Here is a 26,695-nt window from a genome sequence, read left to right on the forward strand (position 1 = left end):
CCTTATTTCTTGCCGCGGCGCGAGACGATCATGGAAGAAGTGCGCTTGTTGCTGCGGGTCTTCTTACCCTTCGTCTGTTGGCCCCAAGGCGACACTGGATGACGACCAGCTGCGGTTTTACCTTCACCACCACCGTGCGGGTGATCGACCGGGTTCATGACCACACCGCGAACGGTAGGACGAACACCGCGCCAGCGCATCGCACCGGCTTTACCAATCTTGCGCAGGCTGTGTTCGGCGTTGCCGACTTCACCCACGGTGGCACGGCACTCGATGTGCACGCGACGGACTTCACCCGAGCGCAGGCGGACCTGGGCGTAGGTGCCTTCGCGGGCCATCAGGACGACGCCGGCGCCGGCGGTACGGGCCATCTGGGCACCCTTACCTGGCAGCATTTCGACGCAGTGCATGACGGTACCGACCGGGATGTTACGGATCGGCAGGCAGTTACCCGACTTGATCGGCGCTTCCGAGCCGTTCATGACGGTGTCGCCCACGCTCATGCCCTTGGTGGCGATGATGTAGTGACGCTCGCCGTCGGCGTAGCACAGCAGGGCGATATTCGCGGTGCGGTTCGGATCGTATTCGATACGTTCCACTTTCGCTGGAATGCCATCCTTCTGACGCTTGAAGTCGATCAGGCGATAGTGTTGCTTGTGACCACCACCGATGTGACGGGTGGTGATGTGGCCGTTGTTGTTACGGCCGGCGGTCTTCGATTTTTTCTCAACCAGGGCTGCGAACGGACGGCCTTTGTACAGGTCCGGGTTCACAACCTTCACCATGCCGCGACGGCCTGGGGAGGTTGGCTTCATCTTAACGAGTGCCATTATTTAGCCTCCTCGGAGAAATTGATTTCCTGGCCAGGCTTCAGGCACACGAAAGCACGCTTGGTATGGTTGCGGCGGCCGGTGTGGGCACCGGAACGCTTCTGCTTACCTTCGCGGTTGACGGTCTGCACCGATTCCACTTCGACTTTGAACAGCAGTTCAACGGCGGCCTTGATTTCCGGCTTGGTCGCGTCGGTGGTGACACGGAACACGATCTGCTCGTTCTTTTCCGCGACCATGGTGGCCTTCTCGGAAATGACTGGAGCTACCAGCACCTTCATCAGGCGCTCTTCGCTAAATTTCAATGCGCTCATGCCAGCATCTCCTCAATCTTGGCCAATGCGGCCTTGGTCACTACAATCTTCTTGTAGAACACCAGCGACATTGGATCTGCGTGACGTGGCTCGACAACCAGAACGTTCGGCAGATTGCGCGAAGCCAGTTCCAGGTTTTCGTTGGCGACGTCGGTGATGATCAGTACCGAGTCAAAGCCCATGCCGGTCAGCTTTTGCGACAGCAGCTTGGTTTTTGGCGCTTCGATCGCGAAATCTTCGACCACAACCAGGCGCTCTTCGCGGGCCAGCTGGGACAGAATCGAGCAGATACCTGCGCGGTACATCTTCTTGTTCACTTTGTGGGTGAAGTTCTCGTCGGGCGAGTTCGGGAAGATGCGACCACCGCCGCGCCACAGTGGCGACGACGACATACCAGCACGAGCGCGGCCGGTGCCTTTTTGGCGCCATGGCTTCTTGGTCGTGTGGTGGACTTCTTCACGGTCTTTTTGCTTACGGTTGCCGCTGCGAGCATTGGCTTGGTAGGCGACGACGATCTGGTGGATCAGGGCTTCGTTGTAGTCGCGGCCGAAAATGGTGTCGGCGGCAGCTACGTTAGAGGCGGCTTGACCTTGAGCGTTCAAGAGCTTGAGTTCCATCGTTTAAGCTCCCTTCTTTGCTTTAACTTTGACAGCAGGCGATACGACAACCTGGCCATTTTTCGCGCCAGGAATCGCGCCCTTGACCAGCAGCAGCTGACGGTCGGCGTCGATACGGGCGATTTCGAGGTTCTGCACGGTGCGGGTGACGTCACCGAGGTGACCGGTCATGCGCTTACCAGGGAACACGCGGCCTGGATCTTGCGCCATACCGATGGAACCTGGAACGTTGTGCGAACGGGAGTTACCGTGGGTGGCACGGCCCGAAGCAAAGTGGTGACGCTTGATGGTACCGGCATAGCCTTTACCGATCGTGACACCTTGAACGTCGATCTTTTGACCGACTTCGAACAGCGAAGCGGCAACGACATCGCCGGCTTTCAATTCTGCTGCCTTGGTGGCGTCGACGCGGAACTCTTTCAACAGAGTACCGGCTTCAACACCAGCTTTAGCGTGGTGACCAGCAACAGCCTTCGTTACGCGGGAAGCGCGACGTTGACCGAATGCGACCTGAACTGCGGAGTAACCATCAGTTTCAGGAGTTTTGATTTGCGCAACACGGTTGTTCGATACGTCCAACACGGTGACAGGGATCGAGTCCCCTTCATCCGTGAAGATGCGCATCATACCAACCTTGCGACCGAGGAGGCCAAGGCTCATTTTTTCTCCAATTCCCACCTACGATTGGGCGGGGATATGTTGAACTACAAAATTAGTACGGACCAATAAAAGGTCGAATCCATACCGAAGCCGGCTAGTGTAGCGTGAAAAGGGGCTTGACGCAACAACTAAGTACGGGGTATGTCGGGTTTACGCGGAATTATTTGGGCGGTGTGGCGGGACGGCGCAAAGCGAGGCGGCATGCGGGTTGCGGCGGGGTCGCCTACGAGGCGCCTGGCTTCGGCCATTGTCTGGAAGTATGCAGTATCCGCAATACATACACGCGGTCACCCACCACCTTGTATACACACGACGGCTGGCACTGTAGCCTCAGCTTAATTTCAATGCCGCACGTATCTGACGCATTGCTTCCTCATGCGGGATCGGTGGGCTTGGGTCGTCCAACGCCTCTTGCACCTGGGCCCTGAACCAATCGTCATATTCCCCATCCACTTCGGTCAAGGGCGCATCCATCGGCCTGCCGGAGCCGTTACACACTACCTCAAAGTGTGCGACACCGAGTTCCCGCAATTCCAGTTCGACGTCGGTAAGAGTCGCAAATGCTGCTGGCAAGCCTTCGGGTGTGCTGCTGAGAGCGCGCACATCGGCGCGGGTATGAATGAAAATACGCCAATTGCCATTGGCTCCGACTACCGACAGGTCGCAATCCTCGTCCGAGTCCACCAGCGCGCGCATGTCCTTAAAATTAAAAGTATTCGCGTTCATAGCCTTCACTGATTCAAACCTACCGGCCTAGCCCGCGCGGCCCACTAGGGCGCGCGCCCCAAAGAAGCCATTATATGCCTGCATCGCGCGCGCGCGATCACGCCTCGGGAACGTGGATACGGGCCTTGATGTGCTTCAGATGGGCGACGATGGTGAAGGTCATCACCACCAGCAGCGACCACGAGCTCCATTTGCTGACGTGGACCGCCGACCACGCGCCCAGTTGGTTGGGATAGCGCCAGACGCCCCAGAACGTGCTGATGTTTTCGGCCAGCCAGATGAAAAAACCGGTCAGCACAAAGCCCAGCAGCAACGGCATCTGGCGATCACGGTCGAGCGGGCGGAACACCACCGTGGTGCGCGCGTACAGGCCCAGCGCGCAGGCGGCCAGATACCAGCGGTAGTCGCCGACGTAGTGATGGGTGAAGAAGTTGGCATATATAAGTAGCGCGATCAGCACCGCCATCCAGTACGGCGGATGATGACGAATCCGCAAGTCCAGCAAGCGCCACGCCTGGATGATGTAGCTGCCGACGGCGGCGTACATAAAGCCGGAGAACAGCGGCACGCCAAGCACCTTGGTGTAGGCGAAGTCCGGGTAGCTCCACGACTGGATGCTGCCCGACACCTTGAATACTTCCAACGCGAAGCCGACCACATGGAACAGGCAGACGGCCTTGAGCTCGTCCCACGTCTCCAGTCCGGCCCACACCATCCACACCTGGATCGCCAGCGCGGCGACCAGCAGCACGTCGTAGCGCGGCAGTCCGAGGATGCCGGCGCGCGGCACAAGAAACACGGCGGCGAAGAACAGCACGACAAATAGGCACGCACGCGCCTCCTTGATGCCGAAATAAAGGAACTCAATCAGAAAACGCGGAGCGCCACGCAGTGTGTGACGAGGCGAATTGTCGAGCAAATGCAGGTCTAGCGCGGCGAGCATGGCGTATCCGGTTGGGCGATTGACAACAGCCTACCGGCGCGGACAATTTCTGTCCAGAACCTCCCTTGATATACCGGGAAGCCACTCGATTTTTCGGCGTTTTACTAAAACCTACGATTGCCTACTATCTCCTGATAGACACCGCTACTTCGCTCTGCTGACTACTATCGGCGAACTAGATCACGCTAATCGGCGCTAATACTTAAGCGGGTCACTATTAGTATGATTTAGAGTCCAGCGCAGCAACTTTAGTAAGGAAAAGCGCGTCGTAGTACAGGTTAGCGAAGATTAGCGGCGCTTAGTAAATCCCGAATTTTTCAGGAGCTCCCCATGCCTGCCTACGCGCGAGCGTACTAACGATTCAAGCGCCTGAGGATCTGCGCCCGCAGCATGCGCGCGGCGTCGTCGTCGAGCGGCGCCAACGAGTGGCGCGCGGCCGGCGGGATGTGCGCCGCCTCGCCGCCGTCGCTGTCGAACACGTAGTGGCGGAAGATCTCCTTCCACGCGGCACGCTGGGCCGGCGGCAGGTCGCGCAGGGTCATCAAGGCCAGCGACAGGGTGCTGGCCGGCGTGTCCATCCAGTCCGGCGACTGGCGCCACCAGTAATTGATCAGGATATTAAAAGGCTCGAGCCCCTCGACGTGGTGCCACCACATGCTGGGGATGAACAGCGCATCGCCCGGCTCCAGCTCGGCCGATTGCGCGTGCCGCAGCGCCTCGGCGAACAGGGGAAAACGTTCGAAGTCCGGCCGAGCGAAGTCGACCAGGCTGACCGATTGCCCGGCCGGCGTGAAGTCGAGCGGCCCGACGTACAGGTTCTTCAACTGTTCGGGCGGGAACAGTTTAAAACGGCGGCGCCCGGCGGCCACGCAAGCCAGGTTGTCCGGCACGTCGTAGTGGGCCGGAATGCGGGTGCGGTTGCCGATCCAGATGCTGGCCAGCGGATCGCGCCCGCCCAGGTCGACATCGTTTTCGGCGCGCAGGCCCGGCAGGCAGGTGTCGACCGTGGTCGAACCGACATACAGCGTGGGCGGGTCGGCCGCGTCCAGGTGCGCGAGCAGCGCGTCGAGCACCTGGTCGAAGCGCACCATCTGCGACGTGAAATTAAAGCCGCTCAGGTCGTCGTTGTAAAAGATGCGTCCGCCCGTGCCCGGCGGGCTGTGGCTGGCCAGCACGGTGGCGTCGCGGTAAAACCGGCGCAGGTAGGCGTCGGCCGCCGCCGCGCCGCCGCGCGCGGCCCGCACCAGCGGCCAGTCGGCCATCAGGCCGCGCAGCACCAGCGGCACCGGCGAGGCCAATATCTCGTCGGACAGCGGCGCGCCGCCGTCCACTTCCACTATCGCTTGCATGCACTTCCCCAATGAAAAAGGCCGTCGCATCGCGACGGCCCGTGGCCCGACTACACGCTACCGTTCAAGCATCAGAACTTGTAGCGCGCGCCCAGCATGTAACGCGGACCGGCTTGCGTCACGTTCAGGGTCGAACGCTCGGTGCGGCCGAACTGGCGCTGGGTGGCGTTGGTCAGGTTGATGACCTCGGCCTGCAGGCTCAGCTTGTCGGTGACATTGTACCCAATGCTGACGTCGGTCTGACCGTACTTGTCGGTGTAGACCGGCGCCGGGCGGCCGCCGCCGGCATCGATGGTCGAGGCCAGGAAGCTGTCGCGCCAGTTGTAGGCCAACCGGATCGACCATTTCTGGTCTTCGTAGATACCCACCAGGTTGGCCGAATTGCTCAGCCCCAGGATCGCGAACTGATCTGCGGTGTTGGCGTCGTCGTACTTGGTCGGCGAGGTCACGTACGTGTAGTTGGCCTGCACGCCGAAGCCGCTGCGTCCGAACATGTGCTGCACGTTGATCTCGGCGCCCTTGACCGTGGCCGACTTCTGGTTGGCGTACGAGGTGAGCAGGAAAGGCATCAGCGGATCGGTCGCCAGGCCGGTGATCTTGCCATCGAGGTTGCCGTCCGACTTCACGCCGATGTACTGCACGCCCGGCTGGCCGCGGAAGTTGGTCAGGATGTAGTTGCGCAGGCAGTTGGTGTCCGCCGCCGAGCAACCGGCGTTGCGCGCCGCGGTGTAATACGCGCCGCCGACCGGCGTGTGCAGGTTGTAGAGCGGCGTCGACGTGGCCGTCTGGCCGGCGTAGTTGTCCATCTTCTTGTGGAAGCCGGCGATCGACAGCACGCTCTGCTGGTCGTAATACCATTCCCACGACAAGTCCAGATTCTTCGACTTGACCGGTTTCAGGGCCGGGTTGCCGACCGAGGCGGTGCCGCCGGTGAACACGTTGCCGATGGTGCCCAAGGTCAGGCCGCCCTGCATCTGGTCGTAGCGCGGCCGGCCGATGGTGGTGCCGACGCTGGCGCGCAGCTTCATGTCGGGACGCAGGTCGGCGTCGAAGTTCAGGCTCGGCAGCACGTTGTTGTAGCTGGCCTCCTGGGTGCTGTACGACTTGCCGGCGAATTTGAGCGGCAATTCATTCTGCGATTCCCACACCACGTCGGTGCCCACCAGCACTTGCGCCACCGAGGTGACCTTGGTGCGCTCCATGCGCAGGCCGATCGACGAGTGGAACGGGATGGCGGTATCCCAGTCGGTGCCGAACGACACATAACCGGAGGTCGTTTTTTCCTTCAGCTCGCGGTCGGTGTCGGCGCCGTCGAAATTCGGCAGGTAGGTCGACAGGCCGGTGGCCGCGGCCGTGGCGGCGCGCACCTTGCCGAAGTCGAAGGTGTAGAGCGAACCAAACAGCTCCGGCGCGTTGTGGCCGCCGAACTCCTTGAAGAACGAGCCGAGCGAATTGGCCTGGAACAGGCTGCCCGGATAGTCGGAGGCCTTGGAGGCGCCGCCCCAGCTGTTGTTCTGCACGTTCGAATAGGTCGAACGGTTGGTCGAGTCGGTGTAGCCGACGCCGAAGTTCAGCTCGGACGCCTCGAACAGCTTCAGGTTACCCTTGGTCTGCGCCTGGTTGATGGTGGCCTTCTGCCAGCTGTTGTGGAACCACGAACCGGTGGCCTGGATCGGCGCGGCGGCCAGGTTGGCCGCCGGCATGCTCACCACCGGCATCTCCTTGGTGAAGTCGACCATCGTGTTGCCGCGGCTGTAGCTGGCGTTCGACAGGTTGTTCTCGGTGCCCCATGGGCTGTCGGCGCCGGATTCGGCGTTCGAATGGTGGAGGTCGAGCTCCAGGCGCAGGTCGTTGCTGGCCTTCCACACGGTGTTGAAGCCGATCGACTTGTTCTTGGTCTTGGTCGCGTAGTCGCCGCCCACCACCGAGATGTCCTGCGGCGTGTTGTACGTCTCCATATAGGTCAGCGGAGTCTGCACCTTGCCGCCCGGCCAGCTGCTGGTCGAGGTCGGGGTCTGGCCGAACCACACGCTCAGCTCGTTGCGCTTGGTCTGGATCTTCTGTTCCGAATACGTCATGTCCAGGGTCGTGGTCAGTTCCTTGACCGGACGGAATTGCAGCACCAGCTGGCCGTTGGTGCGCTGGCGCGAGATGGCGTTGACGCCGTAGCCGAAGTTCTGCGGGATCAAATACAGATCGGTCGGACCCGGACGGTTGGTGATCTTTTCCGAGCCGGGCTGGCCAGGCTGCGGCAGGGTCGAGCCCTCGGTGGTGTCGGAACCGCGGTACGGACCCTGGTAGCCGTTGGCCAGGCCGGCGCGGTTGAAGCCGGAGTCGCGGCGCTGGTGGCTAGCGCTAACAGCGATGCCGAAGCGGCCGTCCTCGCTGGTGTTGCTGTAGATGCCCGAGAACTCGGGGGTGACGCTGCTGCCCTTGATCGAGCCGGGCAGTTCGTTGTTGGAGTCGTCCTTGACGGCCTTGGCGCCGATACTGGCGCGCATGCCCGGATTGTCCAGCGGACGCGCGGTCATCACGTTGATGGTGGCGCCGATGCCGCCGGACGGGCTGTCGGCGCGGCCGGTCTTGTAGACCTGCAGCTGCGAGATCGCTTCCGACGCCAGGTTGGAGAAGTCGAACGAGCGGCCCGACAGGTCGCTCAGGTCGGTGGTCGGCATCTGGCGGCCGTTGAGCAGCACCAGATTGAAGTCCGGACCCAGGCCGCGTACGGTGACCTTCTGGCCCTCGCCATTGCTGCGGTCGATCGACACGCCGGAGATGCGCTGCAGCGATTCGGCCAGGTTGGTGTCGGGGAATTTACCGATGTCGTCGGCGACGATGCCGTCGACGATGCCGTCGGCGTTGCGCTTCATGTTCATGGTCGACTGCATGCTGGCGCGGATGCCGGTCACGACCACTTTCGGGCCGTCGGCGCCGTCGCCCGGCACGCCGGCGGTCTGGGCAAACGCTGGAACGAACGTGGCGCAGGCGCCGGCAACTGCCAGGCAGATCAACCGGCGCTGGCTCAGCGGGGACTCTGAAAACGTTTTCAAATTTTTACGCACTTACATCTCCTTAATTATATTTATCGCTCCGACGTAATCGAGCAGGGCGTAACGTCGGAAGTGGCAACACTACAAACAACCGCAAAACTGTCGATTCATCAAATAACAAATGAATAAGGCCATGCCAGAATAAGAGTAAAAAAACCATTAGTCAATTGATCGAACGAATTACCGCGCCAAATTCGTGCGGTGTTGTAAAGAAGCCCCATTTACGCGCGCGCGGCGGACCTTGGGCGCGCCAAAATGGGGCGCGAAGCGCCCGCCGCCGCCCCGGCGGGCGTATGATCCCCGGCAGCCCCCACTTTGAAGACATGACCCATGATCGTCGCCGGCGACCAACAGTTGCTCAAACAAATCAACCGCATGGCGCTGGTGCGCCAGCTGTGCGGCGCGCCCGGCCTGTCGCGCGCCGCGCTGGCCGAGGCGGTCGGCCTGACCAAGTCCACCGTCAGCCTGCTGGTGCGCGAACTGCTCGACGAGGGCTGGCTCAGCGAAAGCGAACTGGTCGCCACTGGCGCCCTGGGCCGGCGCGCCACGCCGCTGCGCATCGACACCGGCCGCCTGGCGTTGCTGGGGGCCGACCTGGGCGTCGGCGGCGCGCGCGTGGTCGCCACCGACCTGCTCGGGACGGTGCTGGCCGAGCGCGCCCTGCCCTACCCCGACCTGTCCGACCCGGCCGCCTGTGTCGGCCTCATCGCCGGCGAGCTGGTGGCGATGACGGCGGCCGGCGGCCCGCTGGCCGGGCGCGCCATGCTCGGCCTGGGCATCGGCGTGCCCGGCGTGGTCGACGACACCACCGGCATGCTGCGCTACGCGCCCCACCTGGGCTGGCGCGACGTCGACGTGGTCGGCCAACTGCGCGCGCGCTGCGCCGCCACCGCGCTGGCCGGGCTGCCGCTGTTCATCCAGAACGAGGCCAATGTCGCCGCGCTGGCCGAACTCGAATTCGCCGGCGAGGTCGGCGCCGACCCGCTGATCTACCTGAGCATCGGCTACGGCGTCGGCGCCGGCATCGTCGTCAACGGCCGCCTGCTGACCGGGCTGTACGGCTTCGCCGGCGAGGTCGGCCACACCATCCTGCAGCAGGGCGGCCCGCCCTGCTCGTGCGGACGGCGCGGCTGCGCCGACGCGCTGATCGGCATGCGGGCGGTGACGGACCAGGTGTATGGCAAGCCGGGCAAGGCGGGCACCGTCGGGGATAGCGGGCCGGAGCGGCTCGAACGCCTGTTCGCCCAGGCCGAGGCGGACGAGGCGGACGCGTGCCGGGCGGTCGAGGCGGCCGGGCGCCACATGGGCGTGCTGCTCAACAACCTGTGGGTGGCGTTCGACCCGATGTGCATCGTCGTCGGCGGCGCCGCGCTGCGCCTCGGCGAGCGCTTCCTGGCTCCCGGGCGCGAAGTGCTGCGCGACTACGCCGAGGCCACGCAATTGCCGGCGCCGACCATCCGCACGCCGCACTTCGGCGCCAACGCCATCGCCATCGGCGGCGCGGCGATGGCGCGGCATCACCTGATGCGCCCGTTCGGCGGCCAGGGCGCCGGCTGGCAGTTGCCGGCGTCGTGACGTAAAAAAGCCGGGCGTGCTCGCGTTGGCGAACAGGCCCGGCTCTTAAAAACCGTGGGCGGGAACGACCCCGCCCACCGGTTCAATAACGATTACTGCAGTTTGATTTCGACATCAACGCCAGCTGGCAGGTCCAGCTTCATCAGCGCGTCAACGGTCTTGTCGGTTGGGTCGACGATGTCCATCAGGCGCTGGTGGGTGCGGATTTCGAACTGGTCGCGCGAGGTCTTGTTGACGTGCGGCGAACGCAGAACGTCGAAACGCTGGATGCGGGTTGGCAGTGGGACCGGACCCTTGACCACGGCGCCGGTGCGCTTGGCGGTGTCAACGATTTCCAGTGCGGACTGGTCGATCAGCTTGTAGTCGAAAGCCTTCAGGCGGATACGGATTTTCTGGTTTGGTGCGGACATGATTTTTCCTTGAAAAGAGCGAACTGGCAACTATGTAGCGCCAGCAATATTTAAAAGAACGAGTTGTAACGCGTAAGGGTCGACATGGTATCACACCATGCCGACCCTGTTTCAATCACGCAAAATTAATTAGGCGATGATTTTAGCAACAACACCCGCGCCGACGGTACGACCGCCTTCACGGATAGCGAAACGCAGGCCTTCTTCCATCGCGATCGGGTTGATCAGCTTGACGGTGATCGACACGTTGTCGCCTGGCATAACCATTTCTTTGTCCGCTGGCAGTTCGATCGAACCGGTCACGTCAGTCGTACGGAAGTAGAACTGTGGACGATAGTTGTTGAAGAACGGGGTGTGACGGCCGCCTTCATCTTTCGACAGCACATAGATCTCGCCGGTGAAGTGGTTGTGCGGCTTGATCGAACCTGGCTTGGCCAGAACCTGGCCACGCTGTACGTCTTCACGCTTGGTGCCGCGCAGCAGCAGACCGACGTTGTCGCCGGCTTGACCCTGGTCCAGCAGCTTGCGGAACATTTCCACGCCGGTGCAAGTGGTCTTGACGGTGTCGGTGATACCAACGATTTCGATCTCTTCGCCGACTTTGATGATGCCGCGCTCGATACGACCGGTCACAACGGTACCACGACCCGAGATCGAGAACACGTCTTCCACTGGCATCAGGAAGGCGCCATCGACTGCGCGCTCTGGCGTAGGGATGTAGCTGTCCAGTGCATCGGCCAGGCGCATGATCGCGTCAACGCCCATTTCGCCTTCTTTGCCTTCCAGCGCCATACGGGCCGAACCTTTGATGATAGGCACGTCGTCGCCTGGGAATTCGTATTTCGACAACAACTCGCGAACTTCCATTTCGACCAGTTCCAGCAGCTCTGCGTCGTCGACCAGGTCGCACTTGTTCAGGAACACGATGATGTATGGAACGCCAACTTGGCGGGCCAGCAGGATGTGCTCGCGGGTCTGTGGCATTGGGCCGTCAGCTGCGGAGCAAACCAGGATCGCGCCGTCCATCTGTGCCGCGCCGGTGATCATGTTTTTGATGTAGTCGGCGTGGCCTGGGCAGTCAACGTGCGCGTAGTGGCGGGCAGCGGTTTCGTACTCGACGTGCGCGGTGTTGATGGTGATGCCGCGTGCTTTTTCTTCCGGTGCCGCATCGATCTGGTCGTAGGCTTTCGCTTCGCCGCCGAATTTCTTCGACAGAACGGTAGCGATTGCAGCGGTCAGGGTGGTCTTGCCGTGGTCGACGTGGCCGATGGTGCCGACGTTGACGTGCGGCTTGGTCCGTTCGAATTTACCTTTTGCCATTTTATTCTTCCTTAGAACAATGTTTTAAATATGCGGGCGGGAGGATCTCCCCCACCCGCAAAAAGTCGAAAATTACTTAGCTTTAGCAGTGACGATCGCGTCGATAACGTGCTTAGGCGCTTCCGAGTAGTGCTTGAATTCCATCGTGTAGGTAGCACGACCTTGCGTTGCGGAACGCAGCGTGGTCGAGTAACCGAACATTTCGGACAGCGGCACTTCAGCTTTGATGATCTTGCCACCGCCGCCTGGGATCTCGTCCATGCCCTGCACCATACCGCGGCGGGACGACAGGTCGCCCATCACGGTACCGGCGTAGTCTTCCGGCGTTTCCACTTCCACAGCCATCATCGGCTCCAGAATAACCGGCGACGCCTTGCGGCAGCCTTCTTTGAACGCCATCGAAGCGGCCATCTGGAACGCGTTTTCGTTCGAGTCCACATCGTGGTACGAACCGAAGAACAGCGTGACCTTGACGTCGACCACCGGGTAGCCGGCCAGAACACCGGTATTCAGCGTACCGCGCACACCCTTTTCAACCGCAGGGATGTACTCGCGTGGAACCGTGCCGCCTTTGATGGCGTCAACGAATTCGAAACCTTTACCTGGTTCTTGCGGTTCGATCTTCAGCACCACGTGACCGTATTGACCACGACCACCCGACTGCTTGACGAACTTGCCTTCGGATTCTTCGCAGGTTTTGCGGATCGTTTCGCGGTACGCGACCTGTGGCTTGCCGACGGTCGCTTCCACGCCGAATTCGCGCTTCATGCGGTCGACGATAATTTCCAGGTGCAACTCGCCCATACCACCGATGATGGTCTGGCCCGACTCTTCGTCGGTCTTGACGCGGAACGACGGATCTTCCTGTGCCAGGCGGTTCAGTGCCAGACCCATTTTTTCCTGGTCGGCCTTGGTCTTTGGTTCCACGGCCTGTTGAATCACCGGCTCAGGGAAGACCATGCGCTCCAGAATGATGATCGAGGTCGGATCGCACAGGGTTTCGCCCGTGGTCACGTCTTTCAAACCAACGGCGGCGGCGATGTCGCCGGCGCGCACTTCCTTGATCTCTTCGCGCTGGTTCGCGTGCATCTGCAGAATACGACCCAGACGCTCTTTACGACCCTTGACCGAGTTGTACACGGTGTCGCCCGAATTGACGGCGCCCGAGTACACGCGGAAGAAGGCCAGCTGGCCGACGAACGGGTCGGTCATGATCTTGAACGCCAGCGCCGAGAACTTCTCTTCGTCGGACGGCTTGCGGGTGGTCGGCTGTTCGTCCTCGTCGGTACCGCCGACGTCTTCGATGTCCAGTGGCGACGGCAGGTATTCGATGACCGCGTCCAACATGGCTTGCACGCCCTTGTTCTTGAAAGCGGTACCGCACATCATCGGCACGATTTCCGAAGCGATGGTGCGATCGCGCAGCGCTTTCTTGATCTCGGCTTCGGACAGGTCGCCCTCTTCCAGGTACTTGTTCATCAGTTCTTCGGTCGCTTCGGCGGCGACTTCAACCATCTTCTCGCGCCACTCGGCGGCCGACGCTGCCAGCTCTTCCGGGATCTCGACGTAGTCGAACTTCATGCCCTGGGACGCTTCGTCCCACAGGATGGCTTTCATCTTGACCAGATCGATGACGCCTTTGAAGTTTTCTTCGGCGCCGATCGGGATCTGGATCAGGACCGGGTTCGCCTTCAGGCGAGCGCGCATCTGCTCGTAGACCTTGAAGAAGTTGGCGCCGGTACGGTCCATCTTGTTGACGAAGGCCAGACGTGGCACTTTGTACTTGTTAGCCTGACGCCATACGGTTTCCGACTGTGGCTGAACACCGCCCACTGCGCAGTAAACCATGCAAGCGCCGTCGAGCACGCGCATCGAACGTTCGACTTCAATGGTGAAGTCGACGTGGCCCGGGGTGTCGATGATGTTGATGTGGTGCTCGGGGAAATTGTTAGCCATCCCTTTCCAGAAGCAGGTGGTCGCGGCCGACGTGATGGTGATGCCGCGCTCTTGTTCCTGCTCCATCCAGTCCATGGTGGCGGCGCCATCGTGGACTTCACCGATCTTGTGGTTCACGCCCGTGTAGAACAGGACGCGTTCGGTGGTGGTGGTCTTACCTGCATCGATGTGAGCGGAGATACCGATATTGCGGTAGCGCTCGATGGGGGTCTTGCGGGCCATAGTTATTCCTAAATCTTTGAATGGACAAAACCGAGCACCATTTTTTGGATAAAAAATGAGCCCGGCCTCGAACAACAGATAACAGCCGGACCATGAAGGATCCGGCCGATTTTATTAGAAGCGGAAGTGCGAGAACGCCTTGTTCGCTTCAGCCATGCGGTGCACTTCATCGCGACGCTTCATCGCACCGCCACGGCCTTCGGCCGCTTCCATCAGCTCACCGCCGAGGCGTTGTGGCATGGATTTTTCGCTGCGCTTGTTCGCGGCTTCGCGCAACCAACGCATCGACAGGGCCATACGGCGCACTGGGCGTACTTCGACCGGCACCTGGTAGTTTGCACCACCGACGCGACGGGATTTGACTTCAACCAGCGGCTTGGCGTTGTTGATCGCGGTAGCGAACACTTCCAGCGGATCTTTGCCGGATTTCGAAGCGATGTGCTCGAAGGCACCGTAGATGATGTTTTCTGCGACCGATTTTTTACCGGACAGCATCAGAACGTTCACGAATTTGGCGACATCCGTGTTGCCGAATTTTGGATCCGGCAGAATTTCGCGCTTGGGTACTTCACGACGACGTGGCATATCAATTCCTTTCAATCTTCAGTTGAGGTGCGCAGATATGGGATTCGCACTCTCGCGGAGGGCCATCATAGCCATCCACTTACTCGACCAGTTGCGGTCGATTACATTCACTAAGCTAGTTGCCACCGAGCGAAAACTTTTTTTAATGCAGATTACTTCTTACCAGCCTTGGCGCGCTTGGTACCGTATTTCGAGCGGGCTTGCTTACGGTCTTTGACGCCCTGGGTATCCAGTGCACCGCGAACCATGTGGTAACGCACACCCGGCAAATCTTTTACGCGGCCGCCGCGCAGCAGGACAACGCTGTGCTCTTGCAAGTTGTGGCCTTCACCGCCGATGTACGAAATGACTTCGAAACCGTTGGTCAGACGCACTTTGGCGACTTTACGCAAAGCCGAGTTAGGCTTCTTAGGAGTGGTGGTGTACACACGGGTGCAAACACCACGTTTTTGCGGGCTGTTTTCCAGCGCCGGCGATTTGCTTTTCACGGTCAGAGCGACACGTGGATTGCGAATCAGTTGATTGATGGTTGGCATCGTTCTAAACCCAACTAAATAACAACGTTGAACACCCGGACAACATGTCCGGGGACTAAAACCTAGTCTCATCTAATGTGCAGCGGAGGCGCGAATAGCCACTCACAGGGAGCGGCCTGAAACAGCGTATACGATGCGCAGACTAAATAGAGAACTCGCGAGTATAGACGTGATCCGATGACCAGTCAAACTTTTTCGCGGCAACATGCGACGTGGCGGACCGCTAAAAACTGGCCCGGAAGCAAGGAAACGGCTGATAATGGCAAACATTAACACATCTTTCCTTTGGAATGCGCCGCCTCTTCTCCGTACCGTCCCCGACCCCGCTGTTACGCCTCGCCCCGCTGTTCGTGCTCGCCAGCTACCTGCTGTTGTCGCTGGTGCCGTGCGTGCCGTTGTTGCTTGGTCGACAAGTGCCGGACCTGGGGCGCATCCTCGCCGCCGAACTGCTGGCCTGGGTGGCGGTGTGGGCCGTGTTCCAGCGCCCCGCGTGGTTCCACTGGCTGCTGCTGCCGGCGCTGCTGGCGCTGCCGACGGAAACGTACCTGATCCTGTACTACGGCCAAGGCATCTCCACCCACCACCTGGGCATCATCGCCGAGAGCAGTCCAAAGGAGGCGATGGAATTCCTGGGCAACAAGCTCTGGCTGATGGCCGGCGTCATGCTCGCCGTGCTCGGCTGGTGGCTGGCGATCCAGCTGGCGGCCCGCCGCGGCCCGGCGCTGGCGTGGCGCGGCAAAAGCCGCTGGATCGCGCTCTCTATATTAGTGGTGTTGGGCGGACTGGCGGCCAACGGCCGCTCGCCGCTCAGTTTGAACGACTTCGCCTCGTCGTGGCCGCTGGGGTTGCCGGCGCGCGGGCTGGACTTCTACAAGGAGCGCCACTACCTGGCGCGCCTCGGCGAGCGCAGCAGCGCCTTCCATTTCCAGGCGCGCCAGCCGGAGGCCAACGAACGGCCGGAAATCGTCATCATGGTGCTGGGCGAATCGTCGCGCTATGACCGCTGGGGCATCAACGGCTACGCGCGCGACACCACGCCGCTGCTGCGCCGGGAACAGAACCTGGTGGCGCTGAGCGACGTCATCACGGCGGTGTCGGCGACGCGGCTATCGATCCCGGTCATCATCTCGCGCAAGCCGGCGATGCAAAGCCTGAAGGAAGGCTTCTCGGAGAAATCCTTCCTCACCGCCTACAAGGAGGCCGGTTTCAAGACCTGGTGGCTGTCGAACCAGATCTCGTTCGGCGAGTTCGACACGCCGGTGTCGGTGTTCGCCAAGGAAGCGGACGTGATCCAGTTCATGAACCTGGGCGGCTACAAAAGCCGCTCCAACCTCGACCAGATCCTGCTCGAACCGCTGCGGCACGCGATCGCCGACCCGGCGCCGAAAAAGCTGATCGTGCTGCACACCTTGGGCAGCCACTGGAACTACGGCCAGCGCTACCCCAAGGACTTCGACAAATGGCAACCGTCGCTGTACGGCATCGACAAGCCGGCGCACACCGACATCAAGATCAAGCCGGAGATGAACAACAGCTACGACAACTCGATCCTGTACACGGACTGGTTCCTGGCGCAGGTGATCGGCCAGCTCAAGGACACGGCGCAGCTGACATCGATGATGTACGTCGCCGACCACGGCCAAACCTTGTACGACGGCAGCTGCAACCTCGCCTTCCACGGCCACAACACGCAATTCGAATTCCACGTGCCGGCGCTGGTCTGGTATTCGGACGAATACAGGGAGCGCTACCCGGACAAGGTCAGGCAACTGCTACGCCACCGCAAGGCCAGGCTGGCGACGGAAAACATCTTCCACACCCTGCTCGACCTGGGCGACATCCAATACGACGACGAGCGGCTGGAATGGAGCTTCGTCAACAAGCGCTTCAAGCCGCACAAGCGCTACGTCGACAGCTACGGCTGGAGCAACTACGACAACGCCAGCTTCAAAGGCGACTGCCGCGAAGTGATAGACAAGGGCAAGCCGCTGAAACAAGAAAAGTGAGCACCATAAACTCCGGGGTCAGGTCCTAATGCCGCTAAGTTAAGTGATGTTCGTAGGGCGGATCAGGCGGAACGCCGTAATCCGCCAGGAGCCGCCGACGGAGCTTGGCGGATTACGCTGCGCTAATCCGCCCTACGTGATTTAGATGAACGCTTAACTTAGCGGCATTAGGACCTGACCCCGGAGTTAAGCCACGGAATTAAGCCAAGCTGCGCAGCGCGCCGTCCAACGTTGGGTGGCGGAACACGAAGCCCTCTCCCGTCAGCCGCTCAGGGAAGACGCGCTGGCCTTCGAGCAGCAGGTCGGCCTGCTCCCCCAGCGCCAGCCGCATCGGCCAGCCCGGCGTCGGGAATCCGTAGGGACGCTTCAGCACCGTTGCCGCCACGCGGCTGAATTGCGCCTGGCTGAGCACTTCCGGCGCGGTGAAGTTGTACGCGCCGCCAGCGCCGCCACGGCACAGGTGGGCGATGCCGCCTATCAGGTCGTCGACGTGGATCCACGACAGCCACTGCGTGCCGCCGCCCAGCGGCCCGCCCAGCCCCAGCTTGATCGGCAGCAGCATCATCGGCAGCGCGCCCTGCGTGCCCAGCACCAGCCCGAAACGCATGCGGGCCACACGCACGCCGTGCGCCTCCGCCGCCTGCGCGGCCTCTTCCCACTCGCGGCACAGATCGGACATGAACATCGGTTGCGGACCATCCTTCTCGGTCAGCACGGTGTCGTCGCCGCGCTTTTGTATGCCGTAGTAGCCGATGGCCGACGCCGACAACAACATGGCCGGCTTGTGCTCGGCGGTGGCGATCCAGTCGGCTAGCTTGCGCGTCAGGCCGACGCGGCTGGCGCGCAAGGTCGCGCGCCGCGCCGCCGTCCAGCGCCAGCCGAGGATGCGCGCACCGGCGAGGTTGATGACCACGTCAAACACGCGCGACGGCGGCAGCTCGCCCATGGCGGCGACGCACTCGACCCGTCCGTCAAACAGCGGGGCGGCGCGCTGCGGGTCGCGGCTGAGCACGGTGACACGGTGACCGTCGGCCAGCAATACCCTCACCAGCCGCTGCCCGATGAAGCCGGTCGCGCCGGTCACCAGAAAATTGCGCGGGGCGTCGCCGAAGCGCGCGGCCTGGTAGACGGTGTCGTCTGTGGAGCGAGTGGTCATGGGAGGGCCTTGTGGGTTGGTGGTCGTCGGATCAGCGCTCGTCGCCGCCCAGCAGGCGCGCGACCTTGCCGCCCATTTTCAGGAAGCGCTGCATGGTGGCCGGCGGCAGGTGCTTGTAGTCGCCGTAGGTGGCGGTGAGCATTTCAAGGAAAGCCAGCACCTGGTCCATCTTGACCTTGGTGGCCGGCTCCAGCGCCGGGTCGTGCTCCGCCTCGAGCGCGCATTCGCGCAGCACGGTCAGGGTCGGGTCGATCTCGCGCTTTTTACGCTCCTCGACGATGACGCGGAAGATTTCCCACACGTCCTGCAGGGCGACGAAGTGGTCGCGCCGGTCGCCGGCGAGGTGGGTGATGCGCACCAGCCCCCAGCTTTGCAGCTCCTTGAGGCTGTTGCTGACGTTGGAGCGCGCCACGGTCAGCGTCTCGGCGATCTCCTCGGCCGGCAGCGGCTGGTTCGACAGGAACAGCAGCGCGTGGATTTGCGCCACCGTGCGGTTGACGCCCCAGCGCGTGCCCATCTCGCCCCAGTGCAGGATGTATTTCTGGATGGTCGGCGCGAGGATCATGGAATTCTTTCATTTCTGTCGTTACAGAAATAATAGAATTCCCCGCGCCGGATGTCAAGCGGACATCCGCGCGCGACCCCGACAACCCCGGTTCAAGCCAGCGCCAGCCGCCGCCCGGCCGGACCCGCGGCAGCGCTGCCGGCGTCGATCTTAAAGATGCTGACCGTCTGCGCCAGCTCGCCGGCCTGGTCCTGCAGCGACTGCGTGGCGGCCGCCGCCTCCTCCACCAGCGCCGCGTTTTGCTGCGTGACCTGGTCCATCTGCGCGATCGCCTGGTTGACCTGGTCGATGCCCTCGCTCTGCTCGCGGCTGGCGATGGCGATCTCGCCGACGATCTGCGTGACCTGGTGGACGTTGCCCACCAGCGTGTTCATCGTCGTGCCGGCGCGCTCGACCAGATCGGTGCCCAGCTGGATGTTGGCCACCGATTTATCGATCAGCAGCTTGATCTCCTTGGCGGCGGCGGCCGAGCGCTGCGCCAGGTTGCGCACTTCGCTGGCGACCACGGCGAAACCGCGTCCCTGCTCGCCGGCGCGGGCCGCCTCGACCGCCGCGTTCAGCGCCAGGATGTTGGTCTGGAAGGCGATGCCGTCGATCACGCCCGTGATATCGACGATCTTGCGCGACGATTCGTTGATGTCGTTCATGGTCGTCACCACCTGGTGCATCACCTCGCCGCCCTGGGCGGCGGTGCTGGAGGCCTCCTCCACCAGCGAGCGCGCGTGCTGGGCGTTTTCCGAGTTCTGCTTGACGGTGCTGGTCAGTTCCTCGATCGACGCGGCGGTCTCCTCGAGCGAGCTGGCCTGCGTCTCGGTGCGCGACGACAGTTCCATGTTGCCCGCCGCCAGCTCCTGCGAACCGGTGTTGATCACCTCGGCGCCGCGCCGCACGCGCGACACGGTCGACAGCAAATCCTGCTGCATGCGCCGGATCGCCGCCAGCAGGCGCTGGATCTCGTTGTCGCCGGATTGGTCGATTTGGGCGGTCAGGTCGCCATGCGCGACCTCGTCGAGCAGCGCCACCGCGCGCTCGAGCGGACGCAGCACCACGGACTTGAGCAGCAGGTGCACGCCGACCACCAGCGCCAGCGCGGCGGCCAGGCCGAGCGCGACCAGCCACATGACCAGCGTGTATTCGCGCGCGCCGGCGTCCATCAGCCCGGTGATCTGCTCGTCGCTGAGCTTTTGGTACTTCTCCAGCTGGGCCGAGAAGGCGGCGCCGGTCGGCGTCAGCTCCTTGGTGTTGATCGCAGTGTAGGTGTCGGTGTCGTCCGCCGCCAGCGCGGCGGCGGCGCGCTCGAGCACGCGGGACTGGGCGCGGCCGGCCTCGATCAAGCCCGCCTTCAGTTGCGCGTCCTGGCCCGCATAGGAGGGCGCCTTTTCATACTTGTCGATGAAATCCAGCGTGCGCTGGTAGGATTTCCTGGCGCTGGCTAATGCCGAGTCGCGGTCTTCCTTGCTGCCACCCTCCTTGACGGTGGTATAGCCGCGCGTCAAGGCAGAGCGGGTGCGCGTCGTATCCTTGTAGGCGTCGTTGATGACGATGACCTGCGAGCCGATCTGGTGTACCGTCGCGATCGCGTGGTTCGACTGCTTCAACGCATAGATACCGAGCCCCGCTCCGATCACCAGCATGCCCGCAAATAACAGCAGCACACCCAACAAACTCGCCCGCACAGTCAGATTGTTCATCATTTCCCCACATTCATCGAATTATCATTGCCTCTTAGCAATAATGTGAATCCGAAATATACCAAGAAATTGACATTCGGGCGATGAAAAATGCGTTTCCCCACCCATAATGGTGTTGCGGCGGGGATAACCGGGACGTGGGGTGGTTTTAATTTAACAGTTCTTGTACTTCCAATGGCGCCGCTTGCCCTCGGCAATCCATTCCACCGCCTCCTCCAAGCGGCGCAGGCGGGTCACCTCGGTCTTGGCTTCCGTCAGCCAATCCACATACTCGCGCATGGCGCTGGGCGGGAAAGCGTTGAAATGTTCGACGGCGCCGGCTTTGCCTTCCAGCGCGGCGATGAAATAATCCGGCACCAGCAATTCGCGCGCCGCCGAGGGGCGGGCGCGCGGCGGCGCCTTGACGCCCTGCGCGTTCAGCGCCATCGCCTTTTTGATGTAGCCGGCCAGCGCCTTCTTGGCCGGCAAGTCCTTGACGGAGGTGAGGCGGCCGAACTGGCCCATCGCCTCGCGCCCCTTGTCATCCTCCTGCGCCACCAGCAGATCGCCCTTCCAAAAGCCGAACGCGCAGTGGGCCTTGAACGAGGCCATATTGCACAACATGCCGTGATACAGGAAGAACGGCATGCTCCATTTGATGGTCTCCTCCACCTCGGGGCAGGCGTCATGCACCATCTGGCGCAGGTGGTTGAGGATCGGCTGGGCGAAGTCGGCCGAGTTGGCGACGTACTCGTCGATGCGCGGGTCGAGGATGGGCATGCGGGGCTCCGGGATCAGGTGGCATGATCGATAAGAATACTCCAGCCGCCAGGCCGCACCGGAAGTTTAACGAGGAAAGTGCGCGTCTTCGGGCGGACGCCCGGCTCATTAATAGTGATAACGGCAGACCGCGACGCAGACGATGTCATCGGCTACCGCATAAACCAACCCCTGCTTTTTGTTGCTTGCTTTGGTTTTTTTCATTCCGGTGGTACACAGTAAGCGGTTTATTCCAGCACCGCCTCGCAATCGGTCGGATGGGCCATGTAGTCGCTGAGCCAGTCGTGGACGCGGTTGGCCTTGGCCGAGATGGCGGCGTCGAAGCCGCGGTCCGCCAGCAGCGCGATGCCGTTGGTTTCCTTCAGCACGCCGGGCGCCAGGCGCAGCTGCCCGTCCACGCGGCCGACGCACCACGGCGCCAGCGCCCCGCCCAGCAAAGGCGCCAGCACCAGGTTGTGCGACGAGACGATGACCCGGCCCGACGCCGACAGCGTATGCAGCACGGCGGCGGCGGCCGATATCGATTCCAGATGGTTCGTGCCCCTGAAGATCTCGTCGATAATGAAGATCGCCGGCGCCCGGTCGGCCAGCGCCAGCAGCTCCCGGGCACGGCGCAACTCGGCGATGTACAGGCTCTCGCCGCCTTCGAGCGCGTCCTCGTTCTGCATGCTGGAGTAAACCGGCAGCGACGGCGTGACGGCGGCGTCGGCGTAACTGAACCCGAAGGCGCGCGCCACGATCAGATTCAACCCCACGGTGCGCAGCAAGGTGCTCTTGCCGATGCCGTTCTGGCCGGAGATGAAGGCGCCCTGCCGTTCCAGCGAGAACGACAACGGCGCCGGCTCGGCCAGCAGCGGATGCACGGCATTCTCCAACGCCACGCCCTGCCCTTGCCCGGACCAGCAATACCGTGGCGTCTCGGTCAAATGCCGTGCCAGCGCCAGGTCGGCCTCCAGCGCCGCGACCCGCTGAAAACTCGCGCGCAGCAGATCGAGGTTGGCGCGCACAACCTCGCGGCTGGCGAAGTAGTGGCGGATGTTCATCAGCCAAAGCCAGTCGCCGTATTCGCGCACCCCCGGCATATGCGCCATCGGCGAGCGGCAGATGCCGCGATTGACCTTGCCGGCGCGCGCCGCGTCGTCGCGCAGGTCGGCCGTCATCGGGACGTCGATCTGCGACAGCAGCGTATGCGCGCGCAGCATCTGCTGCAGCGTCTTGAGGATGCGCCCCCATTCCGACGCCGCCTCGCTAAAGCGCATTTGCACCAGCGACAGCGCCAACCACAATCCCAAGGTCACGCCCCACAGCGGCAGGAAACCGCCGACCAGCGCCAGCGTGGCCGACAGCAGAAACGCCACCGGCAGCCAAGGTAAATAGCGCGCCCAGCGCGGCACCGGCGCCGGCGCCGCGCCGAACAAGGTCTCGCCGACTTCGCGGTCCGCGCGGCGCAGCCCCTCGCAGGCGGTGAGCAATCGCTGCCGCAGTCCGCCATCGTCCACCAGCGTCCGCACCCGCGCGGCGGATGCCGCGACCTGCGCGGCGCCGCCGTCCGGCGCGTGCAGGCGGCGGTGCAGCTCCTGCTGCCCGAGGATGCTGGTGCCGCGCGCCAGCTGCGCGCTGTATTGGGGCAGCAGCATATCGTCCCAGGTCTGCGCATCGAGCGCGCCGCCGTCCCCGTGCAAGGTGCGCTGGTAAAGCGCCACGTCGCTGGCGACATAGGGATAGTCGCCGATATCATCGGCCGGCATGGCGGGAAGCAAAAACCGGGTAAGCCTGTCGATCAAAGTCATGGGTAAGAAAATAATAGTTGAACCACGTAGGGCGGATTAGCGCAGCGTAATCCGCCAAGCTCCGCCGACGGCCTGTGGCGACAGCCCCGCATATGATTCCAATTGGCAAAATATCAACCGGCGCCGGACGCCACAGCGGACAAAACCCGGACACCCGGACAGCGGACAGACCAAGAATCCCGAGCAAATTCAACCACTTACAAATTGGCACGAATCCTGCAAAGCACCGCATATCTTTTTCTCGACGACCACCATGATCCGCGACACCTCCAGCCAAGACGCCGTCATCGCCGCCCCCAAGGGCCAAACGGCCAAGCGCCGCCTCGTCATCGCAGCCGCCTCGGTCGCGCTGCTGGCAACGGGATACTACCTGTTCCACACCTGGCGCGGCAGCGACCATTCGGTCAACATCTCGCGCCTGCGCATCGCCGAAGTCACGCGCGGCACCCTGATCCGCGACGCCGCCGTCAACGGCCGCATCGTCGCCGCCATCAGCCCCACCTTGTACTCGACGTCCCCGGCCACCGTCACGCTGAAGGCCGCCGCCGGCGACACCGTCAAAAAAGGCGACGTGCTGGCGGTGCTCGAATCACCCGACCTGTCGGACGCGCTCAAACGCGAACAATCGGCCTACGCGCAGATCGAGGCCGACGTCGAGCGCCAGAAAATCCTGGCCCGCAAACAAAAACTGCTGGCCCGGCGCGACGCCGACACCGCCGAAATCGACCGCCTGTCCGCCCAGCGCACGCTGGAGCGCTACGACGCCGTCGCCAACGACGGCATCGTCGCCAAGATCGACTACCAGAAGGCCAAGGACGCGTTGAACTCCGCCGATATCCGCGCCCGCCACGCCCGCCAGGCGGCCGAACTGGAAAGCGACAACGTGGCGCTGGAGCTGACCTCGAAGGTCAAACAGCTGGAACAGCAGCGCATGATCCTGTCCAACGCCCAGCGCCGCGTCGACGAGTTGACGGTGCGCGCGCCGGTCGACGGTTTCATCGGCACGCTGTCGGTCGCCAACCGCAGCGTGGTGCCGCTCAACACCCCGCTCATGACCCTGGTCGACCTGTCCAAACTGGAGGTCGAACTGGAGGTGCCCGAGACCTACGTCGCCGACATCGGCCTGGGCATGAGCGCCGAGATCAACGTCGGCACCGGCACCGCCACCGGCAAGCTGTCGGCGCTGTCGCCGGAGGTGGTCAAGAACCAGGTGCTGGCGCGGGTGCGCTTCAACGGCGCCCAGCCGGCCGGCCTGCGCCAGAACCAGCGCATCACCGCGCGCCTGCTGATCGACGAAAAACCCAACACGCTGATGGTGCAGCGCGGCCCGTTCGTCGAATCCGAGGGCGGCCGCTTCGCCTACGTGGTCCGCGACGGCATCGCCATACGCACGCCGATCAAGATGGGCGCCACCAGCGTCTCCGCCGTGGAGATCCTCGATGGCCTGAAACAAGGCGACAAGATCGTCATCGCCGGCAGCGAAACGTTCGAGAACGCCGCGCGCGTCTCGATCAACAACTAATTTACTCGACACCAGTCCAAAGGAATCCATTATGCTGCGCATGCAAAACCTGAGCAAAGTCTATCGCACCCACATGATCGAAACCCACGCGCTGCGCGGCTTCGAGATCAACGTCAAGCAGGGCGAATTCGTCACCGTCACCGGTCCGTCCGGTTCCGGCAAAACCAGCTTCCTCAACATCGCCGGCCTGCTGGAGGAATTCACCGATGGCGAGTACATCCTCGACGGCATCAACGTCAAGGGCATGGACGACAACGCGCGCTCGCGCCTGCGCAACGAAAAACTGGGCTTCATCTTCCAGGGCTTCAACCTGATTCCGGACCTGTCGTTGTTCGACAACGTCGACGTGCCGCTGCGCTACCGGGGCTTCAACGCCGCCGAGCGCAAGGAGCGCATCGAGGACGCGCTGTCCAAGGTCGGCCTGGCCTCGCGCATGAAGCACTATCCGGCCGAACTGTCCGGCGGCCAGCAGCAGCGCGTGGCGATCGCGCGCGCGCTGGCGGGCTCGCCCAAGCTGCTGCTGGCCGACGAACCGACCGGCAACCTCGATACGCAGATGGCGCGCGGCGTCATGGAACTGCTCGAGGAGATCAACGCCCAGGGCACCACCATCCTGATGGTCACGCACGATCCGGAACTGGCGGTGCGCTCGCAGCGCAATGTCCACATCATCGACGGCCAGGTTTCGGACCTGGTGCGCAAGGCGCCGTCGCTGTTCGATGCCAATGCCAACGCCCATGCCCACGGCGCCGACGGCAAGTCGCATGTCGCCTAAGGGGACCGCCATGTTCCAGTACTACTTCATGCTCGGCCTGCGCAGCCTGCGCCGCAATCCGGCGCTGACCGCGCTGATGGTGCTGACGCTGGCCATCGGCGTGGCAGCCAGCATCGCCACCCTGACCATCCTGCACGTGATGTCGGGCGATCCGATCCCCAGCAAGAGCGACCGCCTGTTCGTGCCGCTGGTCGACAACGGCCCGCTGGAGGGCTGGTCGCCCGCCGACGGTCCCAACGACAAGCAGATCAGCTACCGCGACGCCGTCAATCTCCTCAACAGCAAAGCCGGCGAGCGCCGCACGGCGATCTATGGCATCGCCGTGGCGATCGAGCCGGCGCGCAAGGACATCGGCGTCTTCAACGCCGGCGGCATCGCCCCGAGCGGCGATTTCTTCAACATGTTCGAGGCGCCCTTCCTGCACGGCCAGGGCTGGAGCCCGGCCGACGACAAGGCCGGCGCCGATGTCGTGGTCCTAAGCCGCAAGCTGTCCGAAAAACTGTACGGCGACGCCGATCCGGTCGGCCGGCGCATGACCATGGGCGGCTTCCAGTACCAGATCGTCGGCGTGCTCGATACCTGGAACGTGGTGCCGCGCTTCCACCGCGTGATCGGCGCCAGGGACGGCGCCTTCAGCGAGGAGGAGGAGCTGTACATCCCATTTAGTAGCGCGATCCGCCACGAGATGCAGCGCAACGGCAGCACCAGCTGCAGCGGCGATACCGGCCCCGGCTTCCAGGCCTTCCTGGACTCCGAGTGTACCTGGATCCAGTTCTGGTTCGAGACGCGCAGCGGCGCCGACCGCGCCGAACTGCAAAGCTTCCTCGACAGCTACGCCATCGAGCAGCGCAAGCTGGGACGGCTGAAGCGCAACGCCCCCAATATGCTCTACGACGTGCGCGAATGGCTCGACTACCTGAAGGTGGTGGCCAACGACAGCAAGCTGTCGGCCTGGCTGGCGTTCGGCTTCCTGGTCCTGTGCCTGGTCAACACCATCGGCCTGCTGCTGGCCAAGTTCTCGGTGCGCGCCGCCGAAGTGGGCATCCGCCGCGCGCTGGGCGCCTCGCGCCGCGAAATCTTCAACCAGTTCCTGATCGAGACCACGGTGGTCGGCCTGGCCGGCGGCGCGCTCGGCTTGCTGCTGGCGTTCGGCGCGCTGGCGCTGATCGCCATGCAGTCGAAGGCGCTGACGGCGGTGGCGCACATGGACTGGATCATGTTGCTGACCACCTTCGCGCTGGCCGTGCTGTCGGCCGTGCTGGCCGGGCTGCTGCCAACCTGGCGCGCCTGCCAGGTAACGCCGGCGCTGCAACTCAAATCCCAATAAACGAGGCCGCT

The 26,695-nt window shown here is 62.8% G+C and carries 23 protein-coding genes; 5 read left to right on the forward strand and 18 right to left on the reverse strand.

Features of this window, described 5'->3' with window-relative positions; translation table 11 throughout:
• Window positions 1–2 precede the first annotated feature (2 nt).
• The 8 genes from rplB to AC07P1_RS05305 form a co-directional block, all read right to left on the reverse strand.
• Window positions 3–830: a 50S ribosomal protein L2 gene (gene rplB / locus AC07P1_RS05270; RefSeq protein WP_090325854.1), complete on the reverse strand. Its 828-nt coding sequence runs from the start codon at window positions 828–830 to the stop codon at window positions 3–5.
• Window positions 830–1,144, reverse strand: coding sequence for a 50S ribosomal protein L23 (gene rplW, locus AC07P1_RS05275; RefSeq protein ID WP_090325850.1), 315 nt, complete (start codon window positions 1,142–1,144; stop codon window positions 830–832). Before rplW ends, rplB begins: the two co-directional genes overlap by 1 nt.
• Window positions 1,141–1,761, reverse strand: a complete 621-nt coding sequence (gene rplD, locus AC07P1_RS05280) for a 50S ribosomal protein L4 (RefSeq protein ID WP_090325845.1) — start codon at window positions 1,759–1,761, stop codon at window positions 1,141–1,143. Before rplD ends, rplW begins: the two co-directional genes overlap by 4 nt.
• A 3-nt stretch (window positions 1,762–1,764) precedes the next feature.
• A complete protein-coding gene (gene rplC, locus AC07P1_RS05285) occupies window positions 1,765–2,421 on the reverse strand; it encodes a 50S ribosomal protein L3 (protein WP_090325842.1) in 657 nt (218 codons plus the stop codon).
• 330 nt (window positions 2,422–2,751) lie between these two features.
• Complete coding sequence (gene relB, locus AC07P1_RS05290; RefSeq protein ID WP_494694820.1) at window positions 2,752–3,147, reverse strand: type II toxin-antitoxin system RelB family antitoxin; 396 nt, start codon at window positions 3,145–3,147, stop codon at window positions 2,752–2,754.
• A gap of 97 nt (window positions 3,148–3,244) precedes the next feature.
• Window positions 3,245–4,090 carry a DUF817 domain-containing protein gene (locus AC07P1_RS05295; protein WP_494694821.1) on the reverse strand — a complete coding sequence of 282 codons (846 nt, stop codon included), beginning with the start codon at window positions 4,088–4,090 and terminating at the stop codon, window positions 3,245–3,247.
• 353 nt (window positions 4,091–4,443) lie between these two features.
• A complete protein-coding gene (locus AC07P1_RS05300; protein WP_494694822.1) occupies window positions 4,444–5,439 on the reverse strand; it encodes a cupin-like domain-containing protein in 996 nt (331 codons plus the stop codon).
• A 71-nt stretch (window positions 5,440–5,510) separates the two neighbouring features.
• On the reverse strand, window positions 5,511–8,501 hold the full coding sequence (locus AC07P1_RS05305) for a TonB-dependent receptor (protein ID WP_494694823.1): 2,991 nt from the start codon (window positions 8,499–8,501) through the stop codon (window positions 5,511–5,513).
• 318 nt (window positions 8,502–8,819) lie between these two features.
• On the opposite strand from AC07P1_RS05305, the gene AC07P1_RS05310 reads away from it, so the two are divergent.
• Window positions 8,820–10,064 carry an ROK family transcriptional regulator gene (locus AC07P1_RS05310; protein WP_494694824.1) on the forward strand — a complete coding sequence of 415 codons (1,245 nt, stop codon included), beginning with the start codon at window positions 8,820–8,822 and terminating at the stop codon, window positions 10,062–10,064.
• 92 nt (window positions 10,065–10,156) lie between these two features.
• On the opposite strand, the gene rpsJ is transcribed toward AC07P1_RS05310, so the two are convergent.
• The 5 genes from rpsJ to rpsL form a co-directional block, all read right to left on the reverse strand.
• Entirely contained in the window at window positions 10,157–10,474 is a 318-nt protein-coding gene (gene rpsJ / locus AC07P1_RS05315) for a 30S ribosomal protein S10 (RefSeq protein WP_005663509.1), read from the reverse strand.
• Window positions 10,475–10,603: 129 nt separating this feature from the next.
• Window positions 10,604–11,794: an elongation factor Tu gene (gene tuf / locus AC07P1_RS05320; protein WP_090325678.1), complete on the reverse strand. Its 1,191-nt coding sequence runs from the start codon at window positions 11,792–11,794 to the stop codon at window positions 10,604–10,606.
• 72 nt (window positions 11,795–11,866) lie between these two features.
• Window positions 11,867–13,972, reverse strand: a complete 2,106-nt coding sequence (gene fusA / locus AC07P1_RS05325; protein ID WP_494694825.1) for an elongation factor G — start codon at window positions 13,970–13,972, stop codon at window positions 11,867–11,869.
• A gap of 114 nt (window positions 13,973–14,086) precedes the next feature.
• Entirely contained in the window at window positions 14,087–14,557 is a 471-nt protein-coding gene (gene rpsG, locus AC07P1_RS05330) for a 30S ribosomal protein S7 (RefSeq protein ID WP_090325819.1), read from the reverse strand.
• Window positions 14,558–14,709: 152 nt separating this feature from the next.
• Window positions 14,710–15,093 (reverse strand): 30S ribosomal protein S12, encoded by a 384-nt coding sequence (gene rpsL / locus AC07P1_RS05335; RefSeq protein WP_025603541.1) that lies wholly within the window; start codon window positions 15,091–15,093, stop codon window positions 14,710–14,712.
• A 290-nt stretch (window positions 15,094–15,383) separates the two neighbouring features.
• Here rpsL and AC07P1_RS05340 point away from each other — a divergent pair, with 290 nt between their 5' ends.
• Entirely contained in the window at window positions 15,384–17,099 is a 1,716-nt protein-coding gene (locus AC07P1_RS05340; protein WP_494694826.1) for a phosphoethanolamine transferase, read from the forward strand.
• Between the two features lie 199 nt (window positions 17,100–17,298).
• Here the strand turns inward: AC07P1_RS05340 and AC07P1_RS05345 are convergent, their stop codons facing one another.
• From AC07P1_RS05345 to AC07P1_RS05365, 5 genes are all read right to left on the reverse strand, one after another.
• Entirely contained in the window at window positions 17,299–18,255 is a 957-nt protein-coding gene (locus AC07P1_RS05345; RefSeq protein WP_494694827.1) for a TIGR01777 family oxidoreductase, read from the reverse strand.
• A gap of 31 nt (window positions 18,256–18,286) precedes the next feature.
• Window positions 18,287–18,820, reverse strand: a complete 534-nt coding sequence (locus AC07P1_RS05350; RefSeq protein ID WP_494694828.1) for a GbsR/MarR family transcriptional regulator — start codon at window positions 18,818–18,820, stop codon at window positions 18,287–18,289.
• A 92-nt stretch (window positions 18,821–18,912) separates the two neighbouring features.
• Window positions 18,913–20,511, reverse strand: coding sequence for a methyl-accepting chemotaxis protein (locus tag AC07P1_RS05355; RefSeq protein WP_494694829.1), 1,599 nt, complete (start codon window positions 20,509–20,511; stop codon window positions 18,913–18,915).
• 153 nt (window positions 20,512–20,664) lie between these two features.
• On the reverse strand, window positions 20,665–21,270 hold the full coding sequence (locus AC07P1_RS05360; RefSeq protein ID WP_494694830.1) for a YdeI/OmpD-associated family protein: 606 nt from the start codon (window positions 21,268–21,270) through the stop codon (window positions 20,665–20,667).
• Window positions 21,271–21,497: 227 nt separating this feature from the next.
• A complete protein-coding gene (locus tag AC07P1_RS05365; RefSeq protein WP_494694831.1) occupies window positions 21,498–23,018 on the reverse strand; it encodes a MutS-related protein in 1,521 nt (506 codons plus the stop codon).
• A 295-nt stretch (window positions 23,019–23,313) separates the two neighbouring features.
• On the opposite strand from AC07P1_RS05365, the gene AC07P1_RS05370 reads away from it, so the two are divergent.
• Genes AC07P1_RS05370 through AC07P1_RS05380 form a run of 3 tightly spaced genes read left to right on the forward strand, consistent with a single transcriptional unit; the run spans window position 23,314 to window position 26,684 of the window.
• Window positions 23,314–24,582, forward strand: coding sequence for an efflux RND transporter periplasmic adaptor subunit (locus AC07P1_RS05370; RefSeq protein ID WP_494694832.1), 1,269 nt, complete (start codon window positions 23,314–23,316; stop codon window positions 24,580–24,582).
• Window positions 24,583–24,613: 31 nt separating this feature from the next.
• Window positions 24,614–25,357, forward strand: coding sequence for an ABC transporter ATP-binding protein (locus AC07P1_RS05375; protein ID WP_494694833.1), 744 nt, complete (start codon window positions 24,614–24,616; stop codon window positions 25,355–25,357).
• Entirely contained in the window at window positions 25,347–26,684 is a 1,338-nt protein-coding gene (locus AC07P1_RS05380) for an ABC transporter permease (protein ID WP_494694834.1), read from the forward strand. The genes AC07P1_RS05375 and AC07P1_RS05380 overlap by 11 nt, the downstream gene beginning before the upstream one ends.
• The last annotated feature ends 11 nt before the right edge of the window (window positions 26,685–26,695 follow it).

This window comes from Duganella sp. GW821-FHT07F09 (assembly GCF_059418705.1).

Coding starts and splice junctions, on each gene's coding strand:
- rplW (WP_090325850.1), bottom strand. CDS start 1,144: ATGAGCGCATTGAAATTTAGCGAAGAGCGCCTGATGAAGGTGCTGGTA.
- tuf (WP_090325678.1), bottom strand. CDS start 11,794: ATGGCAAAAGGTAAATTCGAACGGACCAAGCCGCACGTCAACGTCGGC.
- rplB (WP_090325854.1), bottom strand. CDS start 830: ATGGCACTCGTTAAGATGAAGCCAACCTCCCCAGGCCGTCGCGGCATG.
- AC07P1_RS05295 (WP_494694821.1), bottom strand. CDS start 4,090: ATGCTCGCCGCGCTAGACCTGCATTTGCTCGACAATTCGCCTCGTCAC.
- AC07P1_RS05365 (WP_494694831.1), bottom strand. CDS start 23,018: ATGCCGGCCGATGATATCGGCGACTATCCCTATGTCGCCAGCGACGTG.
- AC07P1_RS05345 (WP_494694827.1), bottom strand. CDS start 18,255: ATGACCACTCGCTCCACAGACGACACCGTCTACCAGGCCGCGCGCTTC.
- rpsJ (WP_005663509.1), bottom strand. CDS start 10,474: ATGTCCGCACCAAACCAGAAAATCCGTATCCGCCTGAAGGCTTTCGAC.
- rpsG (WP_090325819.1), bottom strand. CDS start 14,557: ATGCCACGTCGTCGTGAAGTACCCAAGCGCGAAATTCTGCCGGATCCA.
- AC07P1_RS05340 (WP_494694826.1), top strand. CDS start 15,384: ATGCGCCGCCTCTTCTCCGTACCGTCCCCGACCCCGCTGTTACGCCTC.
- rplD (WP_090325845.1), bottom strand. CDS start 1,761: ATGGAACTCAAGCTCTTGAACGCTCAAGGTCAAGCCGCCTCTAACGTA.
- AC07P1_RS05360 (WP_494694830.1), bottom strand. CDS start 21,270: ATGCCCATCCTCGACCCGCGCATCGACGAGTACGTCGCCAACTCGGCC.
- AC07P1_RS05355 (WP_494694829.1), bottom strand. CDS start 20,511: ATGAACAATCTGACTGTGCGGGCGAGTTTGTTGGGTGTGCTGCTGTTA.
- AC07P1_RS05380 (WP_494694834.1), top strand. CDS start 25,347: ATGTCGCCTAAGGGGACCGCCATGTTCCAGTACTACTTCATGCTCGGC.
- relB (WP_494694820.1), bottom strand. CDS start 3,147: ATGAACGCGAATACTTTTAATTTTAAGGACATGCGCGCGCTGGTGGAC.
- rpsL (WP_025603541.1), bottom strand. CDS start 15,093: ATGCCAACCATCAATCAACTGATTCGCAATCCACGTGTCGCTCTGACC.
- AC07P1_RS05310 (WP_494694824.1), top strand. CDS start 8,820: ATGATCGTCGCCGGCGACCAACAGTTGCTCAAACAAATCAACCGCATG.
- rplC (WP_090325842.1), bottom strand. CDS start 2,421: ATGAGCCTTGGCCTCCTCGGTCGCAAGGTTGGTATGATGCGCATCTTC.
- AC07P1_RS05300 (WP_494694822.1), bottom strand. CDS start 5,439: ATGCAAGCGATAGTGGAAGTGGACGGCGGCGCGCCGCTGTCCGACGAG.
- AC07P1_RS05370 (WP_494694832.1), top strand. CDS start 23,314: ATGATCCGCGACACCTCCAGCCAAGACGCCGTCATCGCCGCCCCCAAG.
- AC07P1_RS05375 (WP_494694833.1), top strand. CDS start 24,614: ATGCTGCGCATGCAAAACCTGAGCAAAGTCTATCGCACCCACATGATC.
- fusA (WP_494694825.1), bottom strand. CDS start 13,972: ATGGCCCGCAAGACCCCCATCGAGCGCTACCGCAATATCGGTATCTCC.
- AC07P1_RS05350 (WP_494694828.1), bottom strand. CDS start 18,820: ATGATCCTCGCGCCGACCATCCAGAAATACATCCTGCACTGGGGCGAG.